General features: G+C 33.9%; 16 protein-coding genes. 4 read left to right on the forward strand and 12 right to left on the reverse strand.

The window, feature by feature from the left end:
• The first annotated feature begins 393 nt into the window (after positions 1-393).
• From HMPREF3230_RS01405 to HMPREF3230_RS01415, 3 genes are all read left to right on the forward strand, one after another.
• Positions 394-1,458: an ADP-dependent NAD(P)H-hydrate dehydratase gene (locus HMPREF3230_RS01405; RefSeq protein ID WP_075523204.1), complete on the forward strand. Its 1,065-nt coding sequence runs from the start codon at positions 394-396 to the stop codon at positions 1,456-1,458.
• Positions 1,459-1,503: 45 nt separating this feature from the next.
• Positions 1,504-2,154 carry an HAD family hydrolase gene (locus HMPREF3230_RS01410; RefSeq protein ID WP_075523205.1) on the forward strand — a complete coding sequence of 217 codons (651 nt, stop codon included), beginning with the start codon at positions 1,504-1,506 and terminating at the stop codon, positions 2,152-2,154.
• 144 nt (positions 2,155-2,298) lie between these two features.
• Positions 2,299-3,240 (forward strand): LysR family transcriptional regulator, encoded by a 942-nt coding sequence (locus HMPREF3230_RS01415; protein WP_075523206.1) that lies wholly within the window; start codon positions 2,299-2,301, stop codon positions 3,238-3,240.
• 196 nt (positions 3,241-3,436) lie between these two features.
• Here the strand turns inward: HMPREF3230_RS01415 and HMPREF3230_RS01420 are convergent, their stop codons facing one another.
• The 12 genes from HMPREF3230_RS01420 to leuS all read right to left on the reverse strand — a co-directional run bounded on the left by HMPREF3230_RS01420 (position 3,437) and on the right by leuS (position 18,160).
• Complete coding sequence (locus HMPREF3230_RS01420; RefSeq protein WP_075523207.1) at positions 3,437-4,357, reverse strand: M48 family metalloprotease; 921 nt, start codon at positions 4,355-4,357, stop codon at positions 3,437-3,439.
• Between the two features lie 54 nt (positions 4,358-4,411).
• Entirely contained in the window at positions 4,412-5,947 is a 1,536-nt protein-coding gene (locus tag HMPREF3230_RS01425) for a M48 family metallopeptidase (RefSeq protein ID WP_075523208.1), read from the reverse strand.
• Positions 5,948-6,038: 91 nt separating this feature from the next.
• Positions 6,039-6,593: a SixA phosphatase family protein gene (locus tag HMPREF3230_RS01430; RefSeq protein WP_075523209.1), complete on the reverse strand. Its 555-nt coding sequence runs from the start codon at positions 6,591-6,593 to the stop codon at positions 6,039-6,041.
• A gap of 2 nt (positions 6,594-6,595) precedes the next feature.
• Complete coding sequence (locus tag HMPREF3230_RS01435; protein WP_075523210.1) at positions 6,596-7,666, reverse strand: tRNA (adenine-N1)-methyltransferase; 1,071 nt, start codon at positions 7,664-7,666, stop codon at positions 6,596-6,598.
• 149 nt (positions 7,667-7,815) lie between these two features.
• Positions 7,816-8,859: a tRNA (adenosine(37)-N6)-threonylcarbamoyltransferase complex transferase subunit TsaD gene (tsaD, locus tag HMPREF3230_RS01440; protein ID WP_075523211.1), complete on the reverse strand. Its 1,044-nt coding sequence runs from the start codon at positions 8,857-8,859 to the stop codon at positions 7,816-7,818.
• The gene (gene rimI / locus HMPREF3230_RS01445; protein WP_075523212.1) at positions 8,852-9,400 is read right to left on the reverse strand and encodes a ribosomal protein S18-alanine N-acetyltransferase; all 549 of its coding nucleotides are present in this window, start codon (positions 9,398-9,400) and stop codon (positions 8,852-8,854) included. The genes tsaD and rimI overlap by 8 nt, the downstream gene beginning before the upstream one ends.
• Positions 9,397-10,254 (reverse strand): tRNA (adenosine(37)-N6)-threonylcarbamoyltransferase complex dimerization subunit type 1 TsaB, encoded by an 858-nt coding sequence (gene tsaB / locus HMPREF3230_RS01450; RefSeq protein ID WP_075523213.1) that lies wholly within the window; start codon positions 10,252-10,254, stop codon positions 9,397-9,399. Before tsaB ends, rimI begins: the two co-directional genes overlap by 4 nt.
• A gap of 57 nt (positions 10,255-10,311) precedes the next feature.
• Complete coding sequence (gene tsaE / locus HMPREF3230_RS01455; RefSeq protein WP_075523214.1) at positions 10,312-10,887, reverse strand: tRNA (adenosine(37)-N6)-threonylcarbamoyltransferase complex ATPase subunit type 1 TsaE; 576 nt, start codon at positions 10,885-10,887, stop codon at positions 10,312-10,314.
• Positions 10,877-11,899, reverse strand: a complete 1,023-nt coding sequence (gene holA / locus HMPREF3230_RS01460) for a DNA polymerase III subunit delta (RefSeq protein WP_075523215.1) — start codon at positions 11,897-11,899, stop codon at positions 10,877-10,879. Before holA ends, tsaE begins: the two co-directional genes overlap by 11 nt.
• A 144-nt stretch (positions 11,900-12,043) precedes the next feature.
• On the reverse strand, positions 12,044-13,663 hold the full coding sequence (locus tag HMPREF3230_RS01465) for a ComEC/Rec2 family competence protein (protein WP_155642868.1): 1,620 nt from the start codon (positions 13,661-13,663) through the stop codon (positions 12,044-12,046).
• Between the two features lie 418 nt (positions 13,664-14,081).
• A complete protein-coding gene (locus HMPREF3230_RS01470; RefSeq protein ID WP_075523217.1) occupies positions 14,082-14,798 on the reverse strand; it encodes a ComEA family DNA-binding protein in 717 nt (238 codons plus the stop codon).
• Positions 14,799-15,181: 383 nt separating this feature from the next.
• On the reverse strand, positions 15,182-18,160 hold the full coding sequence (gene leuS, locus HMPREF3230_RS01475) for a leucine--tRNA ligase (protein WP_075523218.1): 2,979 nt from the start codon (positions 18,158-18,160) through the stop codon (positions 15,182-15,184).
• Between the two features lie 213 nt (positions 18,161-18,373).
• On the opposite strand from leuS, the gene HMPREF3230_RS01480 reads away from it, so the two are divergent.
• Positions 18,374-18,796 (forward strand): hypothetical protein, encoded by a 423-nt coding sequence (locus HMPREF3230_RS01480; RefSeq protein WP_075523219.1) that lies wholly within the window; start codon positions 18,374-18,376, stop codon positions 18,794-18,796.
• The last annotated feature ends 101 nt before the right edge of the window (positions 18,797-18,897 follow it).

Consider the following 18,897-nt stretch of genomic DNA (forward strand, 5'->3'; position numbering starts at 1 on the left):
TCTAGTTCACGATATTTTCCAATTTCTTAATTAGGAAAGATTATCGTTAGCAATAACGCTTATAGCATAGAAAAAATCTAGTGCAAGGTCAACGAAATTGTGAAAAAACAAATTTTTTTTTTGCAAAAAAGCATTTTTTAAATCTTCTATCTGATATAATGCAAGATTCTTAAAACTTGTAATAAAATTCACTAAAGTAAATAAACAAGCAACATACATAATTTATCTAATGCTAAACAAAGATTTTTACTTACATTCATTTAAGAAAAATCGCATAGAATAACATGGCAACACGCCGCGACACGCCAAACTTAAAAAATTTTTAATTTTCTCTTATTTTTCGCAAAAACATACACATCAATTAAAGACAAGATTATTACTACAATTATAAGAATGAAACTATGCCAAGCTACTCTTAAAGAATCTTCAAATTCACGCCAAATTGTATTCGTTGAATTAAAAGACGCAAATAAATACCTTAAAAAGCCTGATTTAGACTCAAACAAATATTCACGCGGAGTCCTAGGAGTTATAACAGGTTCAAATGAATATCCAGGAGCTGCAATACTAACAACTAGCGCTGCATCAAAAAGCAATATTGGCATGGTACGTTACGCTGGAGCATTACGCGCTCAAAATCTTGTATTGCAAGCATCACCAGAGATAGTCGTTTCACAAAAATTGCAAGGAAAAGTCAACGCTATAACACTTGGATCAGGGATTCCAGATTCAAAACATTGTAAAGATAATGAAACCAAAGAGCAAAGAGAATATATTTCAGAAATTTTGAAGTTATATTCAATAAACAAAAAAGACGAAAACAAAACAAATACAAATAATTTAGAAAATGTATTACAACAAAACACTCCCCCTATTTGCGTAGATGCTGGAGCATTAGATCTATTGCCTGAAAAAGTATCATCAAAAGTTATATTAACTCCACACTATTCAGAATTAAGTTCACTTTTAAAAAGATATGAGATTTACGCAAGCGCGCAGCTTATAGCAACAAATCCAACAGACTACGCAATTCTTGCAGCAAATCTAACGAATGCAACAGTTTTACTTAAAGGTTCAAACACTATTGTTGCTTCACCAGAAAATCTAGATCTTCCAATATACATTTCTAATTACGGACCATCTTGGCTTGCTACTGCAGGATCTGGAGATGTTTTAGCTGGAATTTTAGGAGCTCTACTAGCACAAAACTATTCGAATCCAAGTGACTACAGCAAACAAGAAAACAGTCTTAACTATGCATTGATTGCATCAAGTGCAGCAACAATACACAGCTTTGCATCAATTTTGGCATCACATAAAACTCAAAACTACAACTATAATAACGAAATTAAAAAAATTCTAAATACAAAAGAGGATCTAATAATAGAACATCCAATAGTTGCAAAAGACATAATTGAAGCACTCGAACAAGCAATTGGGCTTATTATGAAACTATAAAACTCTTAAGCGAATAACATACAACATAACAAGAAAGATAAAATAATGAGCAATGAAAAATTTGTTGAAATACATAATGTAATGTTTGATTATTGCAGAGTTTTACTTGAATGGAATTGCCGCGATTGTTTACAAAAACAATTCCCGAACTTAGTTGATATAATTTGCCCTAACGGCAGCTTTGGAAAAGATGATTTAGCTGGATTCTACGAGTTTGAAGACAGAATGGATTCAGGTGAACTTCTTGAAGATCTTATGCCAGAATACGAAAATAGATTTGGCAAGGAACTATCTGAAGCATTCCGTTGGTATTGCGCTAATTACGATCAAGTTCTTACACGCATGACTCCTGGAATAGTTGATCTTTTGAATGACTTACGTAAAGCTGGATACACAGTATGGGGTTTAACAAATTGGTCTAGCGAAACTTTCCCACTTGCACTACGCAAATTCCCAGAACTTTCAACTCTTTTACAAGGCACTGTTATTTCTGGAGTTGAACATTTACACAAGCCACAACCAGAAATCTTCAAATTAGCTATGAACAGATTCGGCATTAAAGCAGAACAAACTGTGTTTTTTGACGATAAAATACAAAATATTGATGCAGCTAATGCAATGAACATACATGGATTCGTGTTTACAGACACACAAAAAGCACGAGAAGACTTAGCATCCTTAGGAGTTAAATTATAAAGCCCGCTAAACGCATTCTTATTTCAAATGTTTTATTAAGAATTACTTCATCAACAAAATCATAGTTTATACTAGTCGCTAAAATAGAATGTTCCTGTGTAATTTCTCGAAAATAAATCCTAAATTGAAAGGCATTAAAATATAATGACACTGTTGCAATTAAAGTACATTGTGAAAATTGTTGAGTGCGGATCCATGAATGAAGCTTCTCACGAACTTTACATTTCACAGCCAGCTTTAAGTTCATCAGTAAAAGATTTAGAACGCGAATTAGGTATAGAGATATTTACGCGCTCATCTCAAGGAATTGCTTTAACTGTTGAAGGAGCAGAATTTCTTAAATATGCTAGACAAGTTTTAGATCAAGCTGATTTATTAGAAGAACGTTATAAAAACGTAAAACAACGCCGTCAATTATGTAGTGTTGCAACACAGCATTATATGTTTGCTGTTGAAGCTTTTGTTGAAATGATTAAAAGTCTAAACTCTGAAGAATATGAGTTTTCAATTAGAGAAACGCGAACTAAAACTATTATCAATCAAGTTGCTGATATGCGTGCAGATCTTGGTTTACTCTATATTTCTGACTATAACAAAGATGTTATTGGCAAGATGTTACGTGAAAAGCATCTTGAATTTCACCCTCTTTTTAGAGCCAAACTTCACGTATTTATATCTAAGACAAATCCTCTCGCAAATAAAACTAGACTTACTTTAGAAGATTTGAAGCCATATCCTTTTATACAATATGAGCAAGGTGAAAACGGAAGTTTCTTCTTCACAGAAGAAGCAGTGTGGCCTGATCATCCGCCTAAAAAAATAAACGTAACAGACCGTGCTACAATTTTGAACTTCATTATTGGCTTAAACGGATACACCATATGCACGGGAATTGATAATGGTGATCTTAATAACGAAAAGATTGTAACGATTCCTTTAGAATGCGATGAAACAATGCTTGTTGGTTGGATCAAGAATGAAAGAACTCAGCTTTCAGAAGCGTCTTTACGCTACCTTTCACAGCTCAAATCCGTATTAACTCAACACGGATACAATGTTATAGATACTCCTAAAATGAAAAATTAACTGAAGTGGCAATAATTTTTGTAAGCAAAACCTATGCTTTTGTTGATGAAGTCAAGCTAATCGCATTCATAAGATTTTGGGAAATAACCAAGATTTTAAACAAAAAATTGTTGCTAGTTATTAAATAACTAGCAACAATTTACGCTGTTTTTAAATCATACAGAAATAAAACAGATAATTTCAATATTGAACTTGGTTAGATATTCATTTTAGAACAAATGCTTTGAGCGCGTTCAAAAAGATGACAATCACTTTGATCATTGAAAGTGAAACCTATAAAAGCAGAAGCATCATAATCAAAATCGATGTTATTGTTATCAAGTTCAGTCTTCCAATCACTTTCAAGAATTGTAGAGTTGATTTTGTTCATGATTGAAACCATTGCTTGAGGATTTCCTGTAACACTTACAGCAAAATCGTCAAGACTTTCATAACGCGAATAATTACAAAGAACATCTCTTATTTCTGCAATGCGCTTATTTGCAAATTTTCTATCCATATTGTATCCAATCCTTGCAAATAATATATGACGCAACATCATTGAGTATTCTGTCCTGCATATCATAAGCATCTTATGCAATCTAATAATCATCTTTGAAATCTCGCTACATTCAGGCAATTGCAATTGACGAAGCAAGTGTGCTATAACACATCTTAATTCGTCATCATTTGCCATAAGTATTAAATTAGAGCTGAAAATAATTGCAGAACGAGAATCTTCTTTTAATACAAAAGCATCTGCTTTTATGCAATCTTTTGTATAAATCTCAGGCATAACAACACCTAATCTTGAGCACATTTCTTCAGTCAAATCTACTACTCGACCTACTCTCAATGGTTCTTTGTTTTTACCTAAGTAGTTACTAATTAAATCTCCTGTGATTACATAATTGTATATAAGCTCATAAACTATTCCTATTATCGGCGCTAAAATAATATTAAGCGGGAAAAATCCAAATAGTATAAAAAACCATATTAGACTTCTCATAATCATATTGCGCTTAATAAATTTATTCGTAAGATCTTTAACTTTTCCAACATCAAATACCGGATTAGAATAAAATTGCTGGTTTGAATATTGCACTTGATTGTTATACATAGGTTGATTTCCGTACATTTTTACCTCGTATTTAATACTTAAGAATTGATTGATTTAATAAATAAGAAAATGTTATTGTTCTAAGATTTCTTCTTGATCCAAATAACGCAATGGTGGGAATTGCGAACTTAGACCTGGGTACATCTCACAGAGAGTATTAAAACGATTTATATCAATTCTTGATTGAATATAATAAGGATTAAAACCTATAAGTAACAATGGCTCAGCATATGTATCTGTTAATAAAACACTAAATTGCTCAGATGCATATGTATTCATAGATTTTAGAGATTTATACATTGCACAAGCCAATACAAAAGGATCTTGAACACAATTTACAGCATACGCATCAGCATCATATTCATCCTGATAAGTTGTATTAGTTTTAACATATTTTAGAATATAATGATAAACATTTGTTAATCGTATAAGGCGATAGAAACATGTATTAGCAAAGTATGCCAATATTGCTGAAATAGTTAGCAACTCAATAATTGCACCAATAATCCACATAATCAGTCCTAATAAAGGAGCAGCCATAGTTATTAAGCAAAGCACAAAAAATGCAACAATATCTGCCAATTGGAATTTTATCAAAGTTCCAAGCATATTTTCAGATTCAATAGCAGTTCTTTTAACTACAAGATTAAGAGTTGCACTTCCATGGCAATAAGACTCAGCAATATTAAGTCCTTTAGTCCTGTAATATGCTAAACGAGATAATGCAGCTACAATACGCGATCTAGCGATACAATCGTTGCTAGTAAGATGAGCAAATTCATGAGCAATAATGGCTCTTATTTCGTCAACAGTACAATTATTTATTAAATCTTCGCTAATAAAAATTGCACTTCCACTGTCATCACGCATAGCAAAAGCGTTTGCAGTAATGCAAGTTGAATAAATTGCAGGAGATGCAATTCCAACTCTAGCGCTTAAATCATTTACAACATCAAAAACTGGACCATTTACAATTGGTGAAGCATATTCATATGGCAAAATTTCAATAATACTTTTTATAGGATTTTTCCATATATAGTAGTATCGAGCTGCTGGAGCTAAAATAATTGCAATGAAGCATAACATGTATATAAGCTCAATTTTTATGTGCGCAAAAATACTTATAAACGCTGAGCATATAATAATAGGTAATATAAGGAACAAAATAGATACTATAACTAAAGATGCTAACGATGTGAGATAAGAAAATATAAATACTTTCGAAGCAAGCTGTTCTTTAGTTTGAACAGTATTCATGTAGCTATATGCGTTAGATTGCATAAAAGAAAATGATTGCGAAGACTGTTGAGGTTGCGGTTGCTGATACTGCTGAGCTGGATTAGGATTATTTTGATAATTGACTTGCGAATAATTGGCTTGAGAATATCCGTTTTGTTGATTATATGACTGATAATCACTTTGATTATTTGCATAAGAATTATTAGGATCATTCGCATAATATTGAGATTGATCATAATAATTTTGCTGCGAACCTTGCTGATTTTGATAATTATATGAATTATCTTGGTAGTTATATTGATTGTTTGCATTTTGAGGGTTCGATGAGGCTCTATCTGAATTATATGAACCATAATTATAATCGTCCATATTTTTCCTTTCGTTTAGCAAATAATTAAATCTATTATAAAATCTAATAAGAATCTAATCAAAGCCTAATCAAAATAAAATATAGTAAAATCTAATCAAAATCTTTAGGATTCAACACTGCAATAGCTGTTGCTCCTCTTAGACCGCATGTAGAAAACGGTTTTTCGCAAGTAAGAATAATAAGCGAAGCATGAGAAAGACCTAAACGCATTTTGCCTAAAATATCAGGATCAGATTCGCTAGAAGAAAGCCATTGAGCTGCCATAGACATAGTAGGCTCATGCCCTACAATCATAGTTATTTTTGAGTCATTAGCAGATAATAATTCATCCATTACAGATTGCATTCCGCCATCATAAAGACTTTTACGATAAGAAACTATAGGCTTGTCGCCAAAACGTTTAAGCATGCGTTTAACTGTTTGCTCTGTACGATTTGCACTAGAACAAGCTATATAATCAGGCACAAGTTTCATACTTTCTAAACCTTTTGCCATGATTTTAGATTGTTTTAATCCTTTATCACTAAGATCGCGACCCCAATCATCTCCCATAGATGGTGCTAAAGACTTCGCATGTCTCATAAGTAATAAAACATACTTACTGTGATGAGCCTTTTTAGCAATTTTCTTTATTGAAGTCGCCATAATTACCTCCCGGCAGATAAATAGCCAAGTTGTATATCTAAATCACGCAATACTTTTCTCAATTTTCTGTCGGAAATATCGCGAAGATTCAAATCTTCAAGATGATTAGAGCGCTCTTGAGGAGTCAAATCGTCAATATCACTAACAGTATCTTTAGTACCATGCTCACGTTTTTTAAGAGCATTAAAACCTTCAGCCATAGCACGAGAAACAATAAGAAAACCTGTATGACCAATCATTTCATGATCAGGCCTTACAGCTAATCCTTGAACTTTCCAAGTACGTTCTAATGTTTCTTGAATTTCAGGTTCACTCCAAGTTCCCATTGATCGCAAAGATTCAACTAATCTAGACATTTGCGTTGTAGTAGTAACGTAAGCTATAAGAACGCCTCCAGGAACTATTACTCGATAAGCTTCCTCAAGCCTATTCCAAGGATCTAGCATATCTAACATTATTCGATCGTAATAATTATTAGGTAAAGTTTTTGCAACAGTTTCAAAATCACCTGTAAGCAATTTCCACCATTCAGGACGCTTCGAATAATATAAAGTAACGTTAGATTCAGCTATTTTTGCGAATTCTGACCGAAGTTCAATAGTAGTTAATTCACCACTTTCACTTACAGAATCCAATAAACTTAAACTCATAGCTCCAGAGCCAGCTCCTGACTCCAAAACACGCATACCAGAACGAATATCGCCAAGAGAAATCACTTGAGCAATATCTTTAGGATACATAATTTGAGCACCTCTCGGCATTGAAAGCACGTAATCTACAAGCCTAGGACGCATTGCAACATAATCCCAGCCGCCAATAGAGCGCGCTACTTTCCAAGGCTTTTTAACGTCATTATCTTCGAGCGCATCATTTAAATTACGTTTAGCAGTAACAGTTGTAACTACAATTCCTTCACTTTTACCTATAACGTCATTATGGCATATAAGACCGTGTTCAGTTTGAGTTACACCATCATAAATAAGCTGAGCAGTAATTCGCTTACCTTTGCGATCAGTGAATTGAACTTTTTCTCCACTATGCAAAACTCTAATGCGCGAATTACTTGTTGACACTCAACACCTCACTTAATAAGAACCACGAATATCCTTAAAAATAATCAGTAAATAATTTATAAATATTCTACAAATACATTAAAACCGATTGATTCATCAATGTACATTCGTATTGACTATCATTTTACGACAAACCCACAATAAAAATACTACAAACTCACTGTAGTAAGAGGCATTGCTGAATCTATCGCAAAATCAGGATTAGAAGGTCTTACTCCTTCTTCAACTAAATTAACTCCTAACATAGCTACCATAGCTCCGTTATCTGTACATAGTTTCAGCTCAGGCAAACGAATTTCTATTCCATGTTCTTCACCTTGCTCTAATAAATGTTCACGAAGTTGCGAGTTAGCAGAAAATCCTCCACCAATCATAAGAGTCTTAGAACCATATTGTTCACAACCCATAATAGCTTTTTTAGAAAGAACATCTGCAACAGAATTTGCAAGAGAAGCACAAACATCATCAACAGGAATTTCAAGGCCTTGAGCATTACGAGCTTCAACCCAACGAGCAACAGCAGTTTTAACGCCAGAGAAACTGAAATCATAAGGATGATCCTTTCCAGATCGTCCTTGAGTCAATCCTTGGGGAACTTTAAGAGTATTAGGATTGCCATTGCGACCATGCCTATCTATATGAGGACCACCAGGATATGGAAATCCAAGTAAACGAGCTACTTTATCGAAGCATTCACCTGCAGCATCATCTAACGTTGTACCAACAACGTCAATGCTGCGCGCAATATCATTAACATGTAAAAGCGAAGTGTGTCCACCAGAAACAATAAGAGCAAGAACGTCATCTGGTACATCACCAAATTGAAGCTGAGTTACAGCAATATGCCCAATTACGTGATTTATTCCATAAATAGGCTTATTTGCAGACCAAGCTAAAGATTTAGCTCCAGAAACTCCCACAGCTAAACAACCTGCAAGACCAGGACCAGCACTTACAGCAATTGCATCAACATCACTTAAATCCATATTTGCATCTGCTAAAGCTTTAGAAACAACAGGAACAAAGGCCTCAGCGTGAGCACGTGAAGCAATTTCTGGTATTACGCCACCATAACGCGCATGCTCTTGCATAGAAGATGCAACTACATTAGAAACCAAAGTACGGCCGCGCACAATAGCTGCAGCTGTTTCATCACATGTTGATTCAATACCTAAAACAATTGCTTCACTCATTATTTTCCTCGATTGTCTTATCACTTTCCGAAGCTGAACTTAAACTAACACACATTGTATAAGCATCTACATTCTCAGGTTGGTAATATCTTTTACGCAAGCCCATTATTTCAAATCCATAATTTTTATATAAAGCGAGCGCAGGAGAATTATCTACTCTAACTTCAAGTAGCATTCTTTCAGCGCCAATATTTTTAGCTGAACGCATCATAGTATCTAAAAGAGAAGAGCCAATCCCAGATCTTTGATTTACTCGGCAAACGCCTATAGTCATAATTTGCGCGTCAAAACCGTCAAACCAATATCCTGCATACCCGAGTATATCGTGTGTTTCGTCATCTATATAGGCATAGTATTGACGCATAGGAGCTTCTAATTCTTGAGAAATCATATTCTCATTCCAGCATCCGCTAGAGAATAAATCTTTTTCTATAATAGATATTTGATTTATAACTTTTTTATAACTGATATCACTGTTAAGAATTTTAGAAAGATTACTTGCATCAGCTGGATATTTAGAGCGCGTTATATTTACTATCATTTCTTATCAACTTGATTTGTATCGCACAACTTATTTGCAGCACCGGAGCCTAAAACATGTTTCAAAGGATTAGGCACAGATACATCTGGTCTTCGTAGATACAGTGGCTCAACATTTTTTTGCGCTATTTTATTATTAAGTTGCAATTGATCTAAAGTAGTATGCAATTGATCTAACGCGCAATCTTCAAAAATTTCTAACCCTTTAGCTCCTAAATCTAATGCACAAACGTCTGCAATAAAACCTACTTTAGAAATTTTTTGCCAATCTTCAAAGTATTTTTTAGCACCATGGCCTAATATGTCTACACAATAATCAAAGTTATTTAAGCTTTCTAAATACTTATTTACGCGCTCTACTATGTTATTTGGATAATCTATATCCATGTCTATAACAGATTCGCCAAATTCGTTATATAAAGACATATATACTTGCTTGCGGCGCGCATCGTTAAGCGAAAGAACATAATGATGAGAAGATGTTTCATCACATTTTTTGCATATTGACTCTTTTAAAACACGACCATCTTTCAAAGCTTTATCAAATTCGCGGCAACGAACCATTTTACTTTGAGGCAACAAGCTATCGCATCCAATGATTGAAGATTTATTTGCGAAAGCAATAGCTTTAGCTGCAACTATTCCAGCGCGAAGACCAGTAAATGGAGCTGGACCAACTCCAACCACAATACGATTTATATCTTTCGCACTCAATCCTGCTTTTTCAACTACAGACGCAATATTTACTTGTAAACGTTCTACATGCGTGCGAGAATCAGTTTCTACAATTGGCTCATATCCCACAATTCCTACAGTAGAACCGTATGACGTGTCAATAACCAGAGTATTTACCATATCTATCCCTTAACGTAACTAATTTAATTAGTTTACTATTTGCTATTCTTAACTAGCTTATTTATTTGAAAATAAAGATATTCTCTTAGACCAATCTCCTCCATAAGGTATTAAAGTAACTATACGATTACCATCACTTGTTAATTTTTCTGCACAATCAGATTGCAAAGGTCTATCAATATGTATTTCTAAACGAGTATCAGAGAGCACTCCAGCCATCTGCTCCCCCCATTCCATAAGAACTACAGTTCCTTCTGCTGGATCTTCTAAAGCTTCATCTAAGCCTAAAGATTCAAGTTCATCTAACAATCTAGACACACTATCTTGACCTGGAGCAAAATCCTGTCCGCCTAATCTATAAGCATCAACATGAACAAGTGTTGCAGGTTTTCCATTTGCAAAAGTTCCATGCAATTGCCTAGCGATAGTAAATGTTGGAGAAACAATAGGACCGTTCATTTTAAGTCCATTACCCAAACCTTGAGCAAAAGTTGTTTTACCAGCTCCTAAAGGACCTGAAAGTAATACAACATCTCCTTCTCGCATAATATGAGCAATAGATTCACCTAAGGCACGCATATGCGAATCTGTAGGAACACATAGAGTTATACTTTTTTCTTCATTAGCTGACATCGTAATTATTCTTCCCTTTACCGCGTGATGCAATAAGCATAATACACTTTTCTAAAGCATAATTTGGATCATTTGAACCGCCTTTACATTGCTCATCTGCCCAAGCTAAGCACTTAATACACTGGCAAACTCCATCACTATACCACCCAGCTAATTGTTTCATAGCAATATTCAATGCCCAAGGATTAACTTTTGCAGCAGATTGAGAAATCTCACCATTTTTTATTGCGATTGCTTTTGCAATTATTCTCATTTTTGCGCCTAGAGCACCAATAATAGCAATAGGATCAACACCTTGGCTTATAGCAGTACGCACAGCCAATATTGCTTCACTTGCGTTAGATGAAACAGCTTTATCAGCTACAAAAAATCCTGTTACTTGCGTATTTGAAATCAAATATTGATCAACAATTTTCAAATCAATAGGATTATCATCGAAGTCATAACATAGTTGTGAACATAGTGATGCTAATTCTTCCGTTTTGCCACCTAATACTGAAACTAATCTTTGAGCAGCATCAGGAGCAATGCGCCTAGAAGATCTTTCAAAGATATTCATAACAAAATTTAATTGAGCATCAGGCTTCTTTAAATCTGGAACGTTAAGCACTCGAGCACCATCACGAGATAATCTTGTAATAATAGATTTACCTTTTAATCCACCTTCGTGACGTGCAATAACCCAGCGATTATTTTGATAAAAAGAGTTACTTGTATCACTAGATTCTTGGCTCATATAAGTCTTAACAAATGATTCAATTGCATCAACAAGCGATTCTTCTGCTTGCTGTAAATTATTTATAACAACTATAGTTCCATCGCTTAAAAGGCAAGGGCCTATTGATTCATTAAAAGCGGCGGAACTCAGGCAAGCCGCATCTAAATTCAATACTTCTACATTTGAATATTTAAGGAGAATATTATCACGCACGTCTTTTGCATTTAACTCGTTAAGATACGCATCTCCACCAACAACTAACGTCAATGGAGAAATCATGCGATTACTCGACATAAATCCCCCTACATCTTATTGAATAAGACAAGTATAAGTATTGCAAATTACACGAATCTGACGATACTTAAAACCACAAGTAAACGCTTAAAACTATAAGCAAACGTTTAAAACTATAAGCAAATACCCGCGAAAACTATGTTACTATGACGTAAATAATTTCAATGAATCATCCAAAATTCGCTTCGCTTTATTATTCGTTAATTGTAGTGCTATATATGATTGACTAACAATATTCAATTTGCGAACTAATTTAGAAATAATAATAAGTGAAACAAATAAAACTAATTCCACTCCTAAAATAAGCCATGCACCTAAAGCACCTTTCATCCAAGGAAAAACACCTAAAGCATATTCGTTACACAAATAAGCGCAACGCTCCATAATTCCCGTGCCAATAGAGGAAGCTCTAGCAAATAATAAACCAACAGAATTATTAAATATTGAAAAAGTTAAAGAAATAAGCCCACATATAGTAGCCCAATCAACAAACGGAGAAACCATCAGATTTGCAAACGTAGACATAAATGATATTTCCGGCTGCATCAATATTTGTATAGGCATAGTGAAAAACCACGCACAAACTGTAATACTTAATGCAGATGCTAACCATTTAGGCAATAACATACTTAAATATTTTTGGAAAGGAACACCCATAATAATAATCCCAATAGTTGCAGCACATGAAAGAGAAAATGCATAATCCCATGCGAAGCAAGGTTTTACTAGCAGAGTTAAACAAACTGTCCAACTTAACGCACTAATAGATTGATAAGGTCTACCAATTGCAAATGCAATAGATGAAATTAAACACATACTAAGAGCGCGAAAAACACTAGCGGATGGATAAACTATTGAAGCTAGAAAAACACAAGACAATACTTCTAGAAAAGCAGTAAAACGCTTAGGAATAAGAAAATATGAGCAAAGACGGCGAATAAATGCTGAAAGTAGCAAAAAATGACCTCCAGAAACAGCCATAAGATGCATTATTCCTGCATGCTTGAAATTTTCTTTAACACAATCAGCATATGTAGAATCAATAGTATTTTCATATTCACTATTAGAAGAATCTGATGGAAAATATTCTTGTCCTAACAATCCAACAGTAAGACCTGGAACAAGTATTCGACCTTGATCATCTAAATTTTCAGTAACTTTATAAAAAGACTTCCATAAAGAATTTAACATCGAATGATACACACTGGGATTTTTTAATAAAGTTACACTACTAGCAGTTTTTGGAATCGTAATCTCTATAATCTGTGAATTAAATTTTGAAATACTAATCGTCACATCGCTTCTAAAAGAAGAACCATATACAACAAAAGCACAAATAGGCTTATACGCATATAATTTTGCACTTGAACTAGATTTGTAAACTACACTTTTCAAATCACTAGTTTTAAAACGTAAAGAAGATACAGAAACATTTGCAGAACAATCTCCATTAAACGAGTTAGACACTCTAAGCGGAGTGTCAACAGTTAAATCTGCAAGAAAATGCGTATTTTCAGATTCTATAGAGTTTTTAGAAGAATTTTTAATATCATCTTCATAACGATTTTTGATACTACTTTTCATGCTATTGCTATTGCTTTTACTATTATTATTACTACTACGATTACTATTTTTAAAATCACCTTTTATATGACGAGAACTTCTATGATTAGCATTTGCACTAAATGATTTTGATACTTTATTATTACTAGCAATTTGCGTTAATATATCTGAATACTGTCTGCTAGAAGATATAAAACTCATAATAAAAGCCAACATAATCGCAAAAATTATTAAGAATACAAGAATGCAATTACGCAACCAAAATAATCTAAAATAAATAACACAAGTACGGTTAAAAGAATATTTTCTTTTATCGCAACGCGTTTTAGCATTCCTTTTCAAAACTAATACGTATAAAATAACGCATATACAAAGCACGAAAAACGCAAACACACATGTAATTACAGTAGAATTTATAGATTGAATTGAATCCTTGTGAAAATTTTCTTTAGATGATATTTTTGACGAACAACAAATAAAATCACTAAACCATTTTCCTAAAAAACATCCGCTCCATACACCTATCGCTATAGGTAGCATGCGCCAATCTTTATTGCCGTTTTCTCTTTTTAAAATTCCCAACCTATCTTTCTTCACAATAATCCCCCTAAAATACTCGTTATTTAGCACATACTTTTCCTTTAAATTTTTCTAATGTTTTTTGCCCTATGCCTTTAACTTTCATCAAATCAGAAACTTTCTTAAAACTACCAATACGACGTCTTTGATCCAAAATACGCTCAGCCATTTTAGGACCAACACCATTTAATGTTTGCAATTGATCAATTCCAGCAGTATTTATATTTATACAAGATTTATTTGCATTATTATTCTTATTCTTCGCGTTTGAATTATTTTTATCTAAATCACTGTTGTCATTATCATTGACAGGTTCAGCTAAAGCATTATTATTCGTCTTATGCTCACTCTCTTTAGTTTTATTCGCTTTAACTTTACTTATTTTCTTTACTATTTTTTTACACTTACTTTCGTCATTGTGATTTTCGCAATATTCAGCGTTAATAGAGTTATTTTCGTCTAAATTAGCTCCTTTTTGAGAATATTTTTTCAATGAACTAATCCTATAATTTTCAGCACGAGAATAATTGATAGATTGCGTAATAAGTAAAGTAAGACTAGCACACAAAGCTACAACTAAAATAAGCAATAGCGAAAGCGCATGAATAGGCTTAAAATGAACTCTAACGCCAGACTTATTGGCATTACTATTTTCTCTCACTATGCACTCTTTATTAAAAGAATCACTTTTCTTTCTCTCTAAATATGAATCTGAATTCATTAAATCATTTAGAGATCGAGCTTTGTTCTTTTGCATATAAACTCCCAACCTTTAGCAATACTTCTTATAAACAATCCCCCAAAGCCAAACTTTTACTTTCTTTGTAAGCTTAAAAGTAATAAAAGTATTTATATTCGAATATATGAAAGAAATGAGAATATTTAAAGAAAAATCACGCTATGTGGTCAGAAGTTTATAAAACTACTATTTAAAACAAAATAGAAAATAGTTAATTCCGATAAATAAAAATACTTAACGCTAACTTAAAAGATAATTAAGCACAACATATAAATACTTAACGCTAGATTAAAAAGCATAAGCTTTAAAAAATCTTTAATTTTGCATTAAAACTTACGCTTACCTACATCGTGTATCTCTACATGATATAGATAAGCGCAAGATAAGCGTATAAATTACTATTAGTTTTCGTCAGGAACTATAGACACAATTTTAGGAGCTTTCACAATAACTTTTTTAGGAGCTTTTGTGCCTAAACGATCAGCAACGGCTTGTAAAGCAAGTTTTTCAAGCTCAGAGGCATCAATATTTGGATCAACTTCAAGTTTGGCTCGAACTTTACCTTTTACTTGAACAACTGCAACAACAGTATCAACTCCAACATATCTAGAATCAGTTTCCGGCCAATTCGCATGAGAAATAGACGTTGTATGCCCAAGCTTATTCCACATTTCTTCACAAATATGTGGAGCTATAGGAGAAAGCATCAAAATAAGTGGTTCTACAGCTTCACGAGGAACATGCTGCAAAGAAGTTATATGATTATTAAGAACAATAAGCTTAGCAATAGCAGTATTAGGACGCATTGCTTCCATTTCAACTGTCACATCAGCAATAGTGTTATTAAGAATTTTTAGAGTTTTATTGTCAAGCTTGTCGTCAGTTACTACGCACTCGCCTGTTTCTTCGTTTACAACATTCCTCCATAAACGCTGTAAGAATCTCATTGAACCAACAACATTACTAGTATTCCACGGCCTAGATTCCGCAAGAGGACCCATGCTCATCTCATACAAACGGAATGTATCTGCACCATAATTCTCATACATGTCGTCTGGAGTAATAATATTCTTTAAGCTCTTGCCCATCTTTCCAAATTCGCGATTAACATGCTCACCATGCCAAGTAAAAGTTGGCTCGCCATTAGAATCTGGAGCACCTTCTTCAACTTCAGCTGCAGGAACATATTGACCGCGATCATCTGTGTAAGCATAAGCTTGAATCATACCTTGATTAAACAAACGGTGGAAAGGCTCAGGAGTTCCAACATATCCTAAATCATATAAAGCTTTATGCCAGAATCTAGCATAAAGTAAGTGCAAAACAGCATGTTCTACACCACCAATATATAAATCAACGCCGCCAGCTTTAGAATTTTGCTCAGATTTTACACCCATCCAATACTTATATTCTTCTGAATCAACCATATGTTCAGAATCATTAGGATTAAGGTAACGCATGTAATACCAGCAAGATCCAGCCCAGTTTGGCATAGTATTTGTATCTCGATAATATGTTTTCACTCCATCACCAAGATCCAGCTGCACTTTCACCCAATCATCATTACGACTTAAAGGAGCTTCAGGCTCAGAATTTGCATCATCTGGAGCATACGTTTTAGGCTGATAATCAGGAACATCTGGAAGAGAAATAGGCAATTGAGAATCTGGAAGCAAATACGCAACACCATCTTCATCATAAACAATTGGGAATGGCTCACCCCAATAACGTTGACGAGAAAATAGCCAATCACGAAGACGATAAGAAACTCTGCCTTTACCAACACCAGCAGATTCAAGCCAAGCATTTACTTTTTCTATTGCATCATCAACACGTAATCCGTTAATAGACAATGCATCTTGGAGTTTATACGTGTGCTCTACTTCAGAATTTATAACAATACCATCATGAGAAACAAAAGGAGCTTTACCTTCATAATCTGAAAGTTTTTCATCGCAATCATCGAGAGGCTTAACAGTGTAAATTACAGGCAATCCGAAAGCTTTAGCGAAATCATAATCGCGCTGATCGCCTCCAGGAACAGCCATGATTGCACCAGTACCGTAATCCATAAGCACATAATCTGCAACGAAAATTGGCAGCTTAGCACCAGTTACAGGATTGATAGCATAAAGACCAGTGAACAAACAAGTTTTAACACCAGCATCCTCAGTACGATCCTTTGCTGTTTTTGCTCTACTTTGAGCTTGATACTCAGCTAAACCTTCTTTAAGATTTGTATAACCACCCTTCCAACTTTCAGGAACATCATCATTCCAACTTTCAGGAACGTTTTCAAGCAAAGGATGATCAACTGAAACAACTGCAAAAGTAGTACCAAAAATCGTATCTGGACGAGTAGTATAAACTTCTAAATCACGAGTTTTACCATCAGCGCATTCAACATCAAAATGAACAGATGCACCATGAGATTCACCAATCCAATTTCGTTGCATAAGCTTTACTTTTTCTGGCCAATCAATTGTAGAAAGATCTTCAACTAGACGATGACCATAAGCAGTAATGCGCATTGACCACTGACGAAGATTACGCTGAAATACTGGGAAATTACCACGCTCAGACTTGCCTTCAGCAGTAACTTCCTCATTCGCAAGAACAGTTCCTAATCCTGGACACCAATTAACAGGAGATTTAGAAATATAAGCAATCCTAAAATTATTAAGTACATCAAACTTATCTAACTTACTTAAATCTTCCCAATTTTTTCCTTCAAAACCAGGAATTTCACGACTACCTTCTTTAAACTCACCAATAAGTTCTTTAATAGGACGCGCAGAACCCTTACCACCATCAGAGCGCACAAAATCAGGATCATACCAAGCATCATAAAGTTTAGAGAAAATCCATTGAGTCCATCGAACGTAATTTTCATCAATTGTTGCAAAAGATCTACGATTATCAAAACTCAATCCCATGCGATGCAATTGACGACGCATATTAGCAATATTCGCTTCAGTAGTAATACGAGGATGCTGACCTGTTTGAACTGCATACTGCTCTGCCGGCAAACCAAATGCGTCATAGCCCATAGCATGTAATACGTTTTCACCCTTCATTCTGTGATAACGACTAACTACATCAGTTGCCAAATAACCTAATGGATGACCAACATGCAGACCTTTGCCAGATGGATATGGGAACATATCCATAGCGAAGAAAGCTGGACGACCATTAGCATTATTGCCATCTCCATCTTTCAAATCGCCTTTAACGTTTGCAGCCCAAAATGTGCCTTTTTCATCCCATATTTTCTGCCAACGCTTCTCAATATCTTGAGCTAACTGAGCATTATATCGAAATGCTGGCTCTAAAGAAGTATTATTTTCAGATGTTTCATGGCTATTATTGTTGTCGTTCATAAATAAGGACTATAGCGAGTCATATCGTCATTTTGCAACACTTTTTACAAGTTTAATAAATAAAAAGTATAATAGAACAAAAATTTTATTGTTATTATAATGAAATTTGCTTTGATTATCTTTATACAACAAAGAATTGCTAAAATTATTAAATAAACACTGATAATATTACTAAATATTATTTATACAAATAAAACACGAGGAATTTATTTTATGAAAGTACAAAAAAATACTCTTCTATTGATCGCTTGTATTGTATGGTTAATCGCAGGATTAAATATACTTCGCATAGGACTTTTAGCGTACACAGAGTATCTATCTATAATCAACTATGGTTTATCTTTAATAGTTTTTGCAATATTTCACGTATTCATTTTTAATAAGTTAGTAAAAAAACATACTGCAAGAATCACTTCTTATACAGAAAAACAATTCTTCCTAAAATTCTTTGACGTAAAATCATTCGCAATTATGGCTTTTATGATGACTGGAGGAATACTTTTAAGAGCAAGCAACATTGCTCCAGAACAATTTATTGCAATATTTTACACTGGATTAGGAAGCGCATTATTCTCAGCTGGAATACTTTTTGGATACAACTTCTTTAAAGCTTCATTTAGAAAAATCAACAAATAATAAAAGTAATATAAATACTAGAAGTAATTGAACATCATAAACAATAATTAAATATCATAAACAAACAGTAATAGAACATCATAAAATCGTAAAACATAAAA

It is taken from the genome of Gardnerella vaginalis (assembly GCF_001563665.1).
Taxonomy (GTDB): domain Bacteria; phylum Actinomycetota; class Actinomycetes; order Actinomycetales; family Bifidobacteriaceae; genus Bifidobacterium; species Bifidobacterium vaginale_A.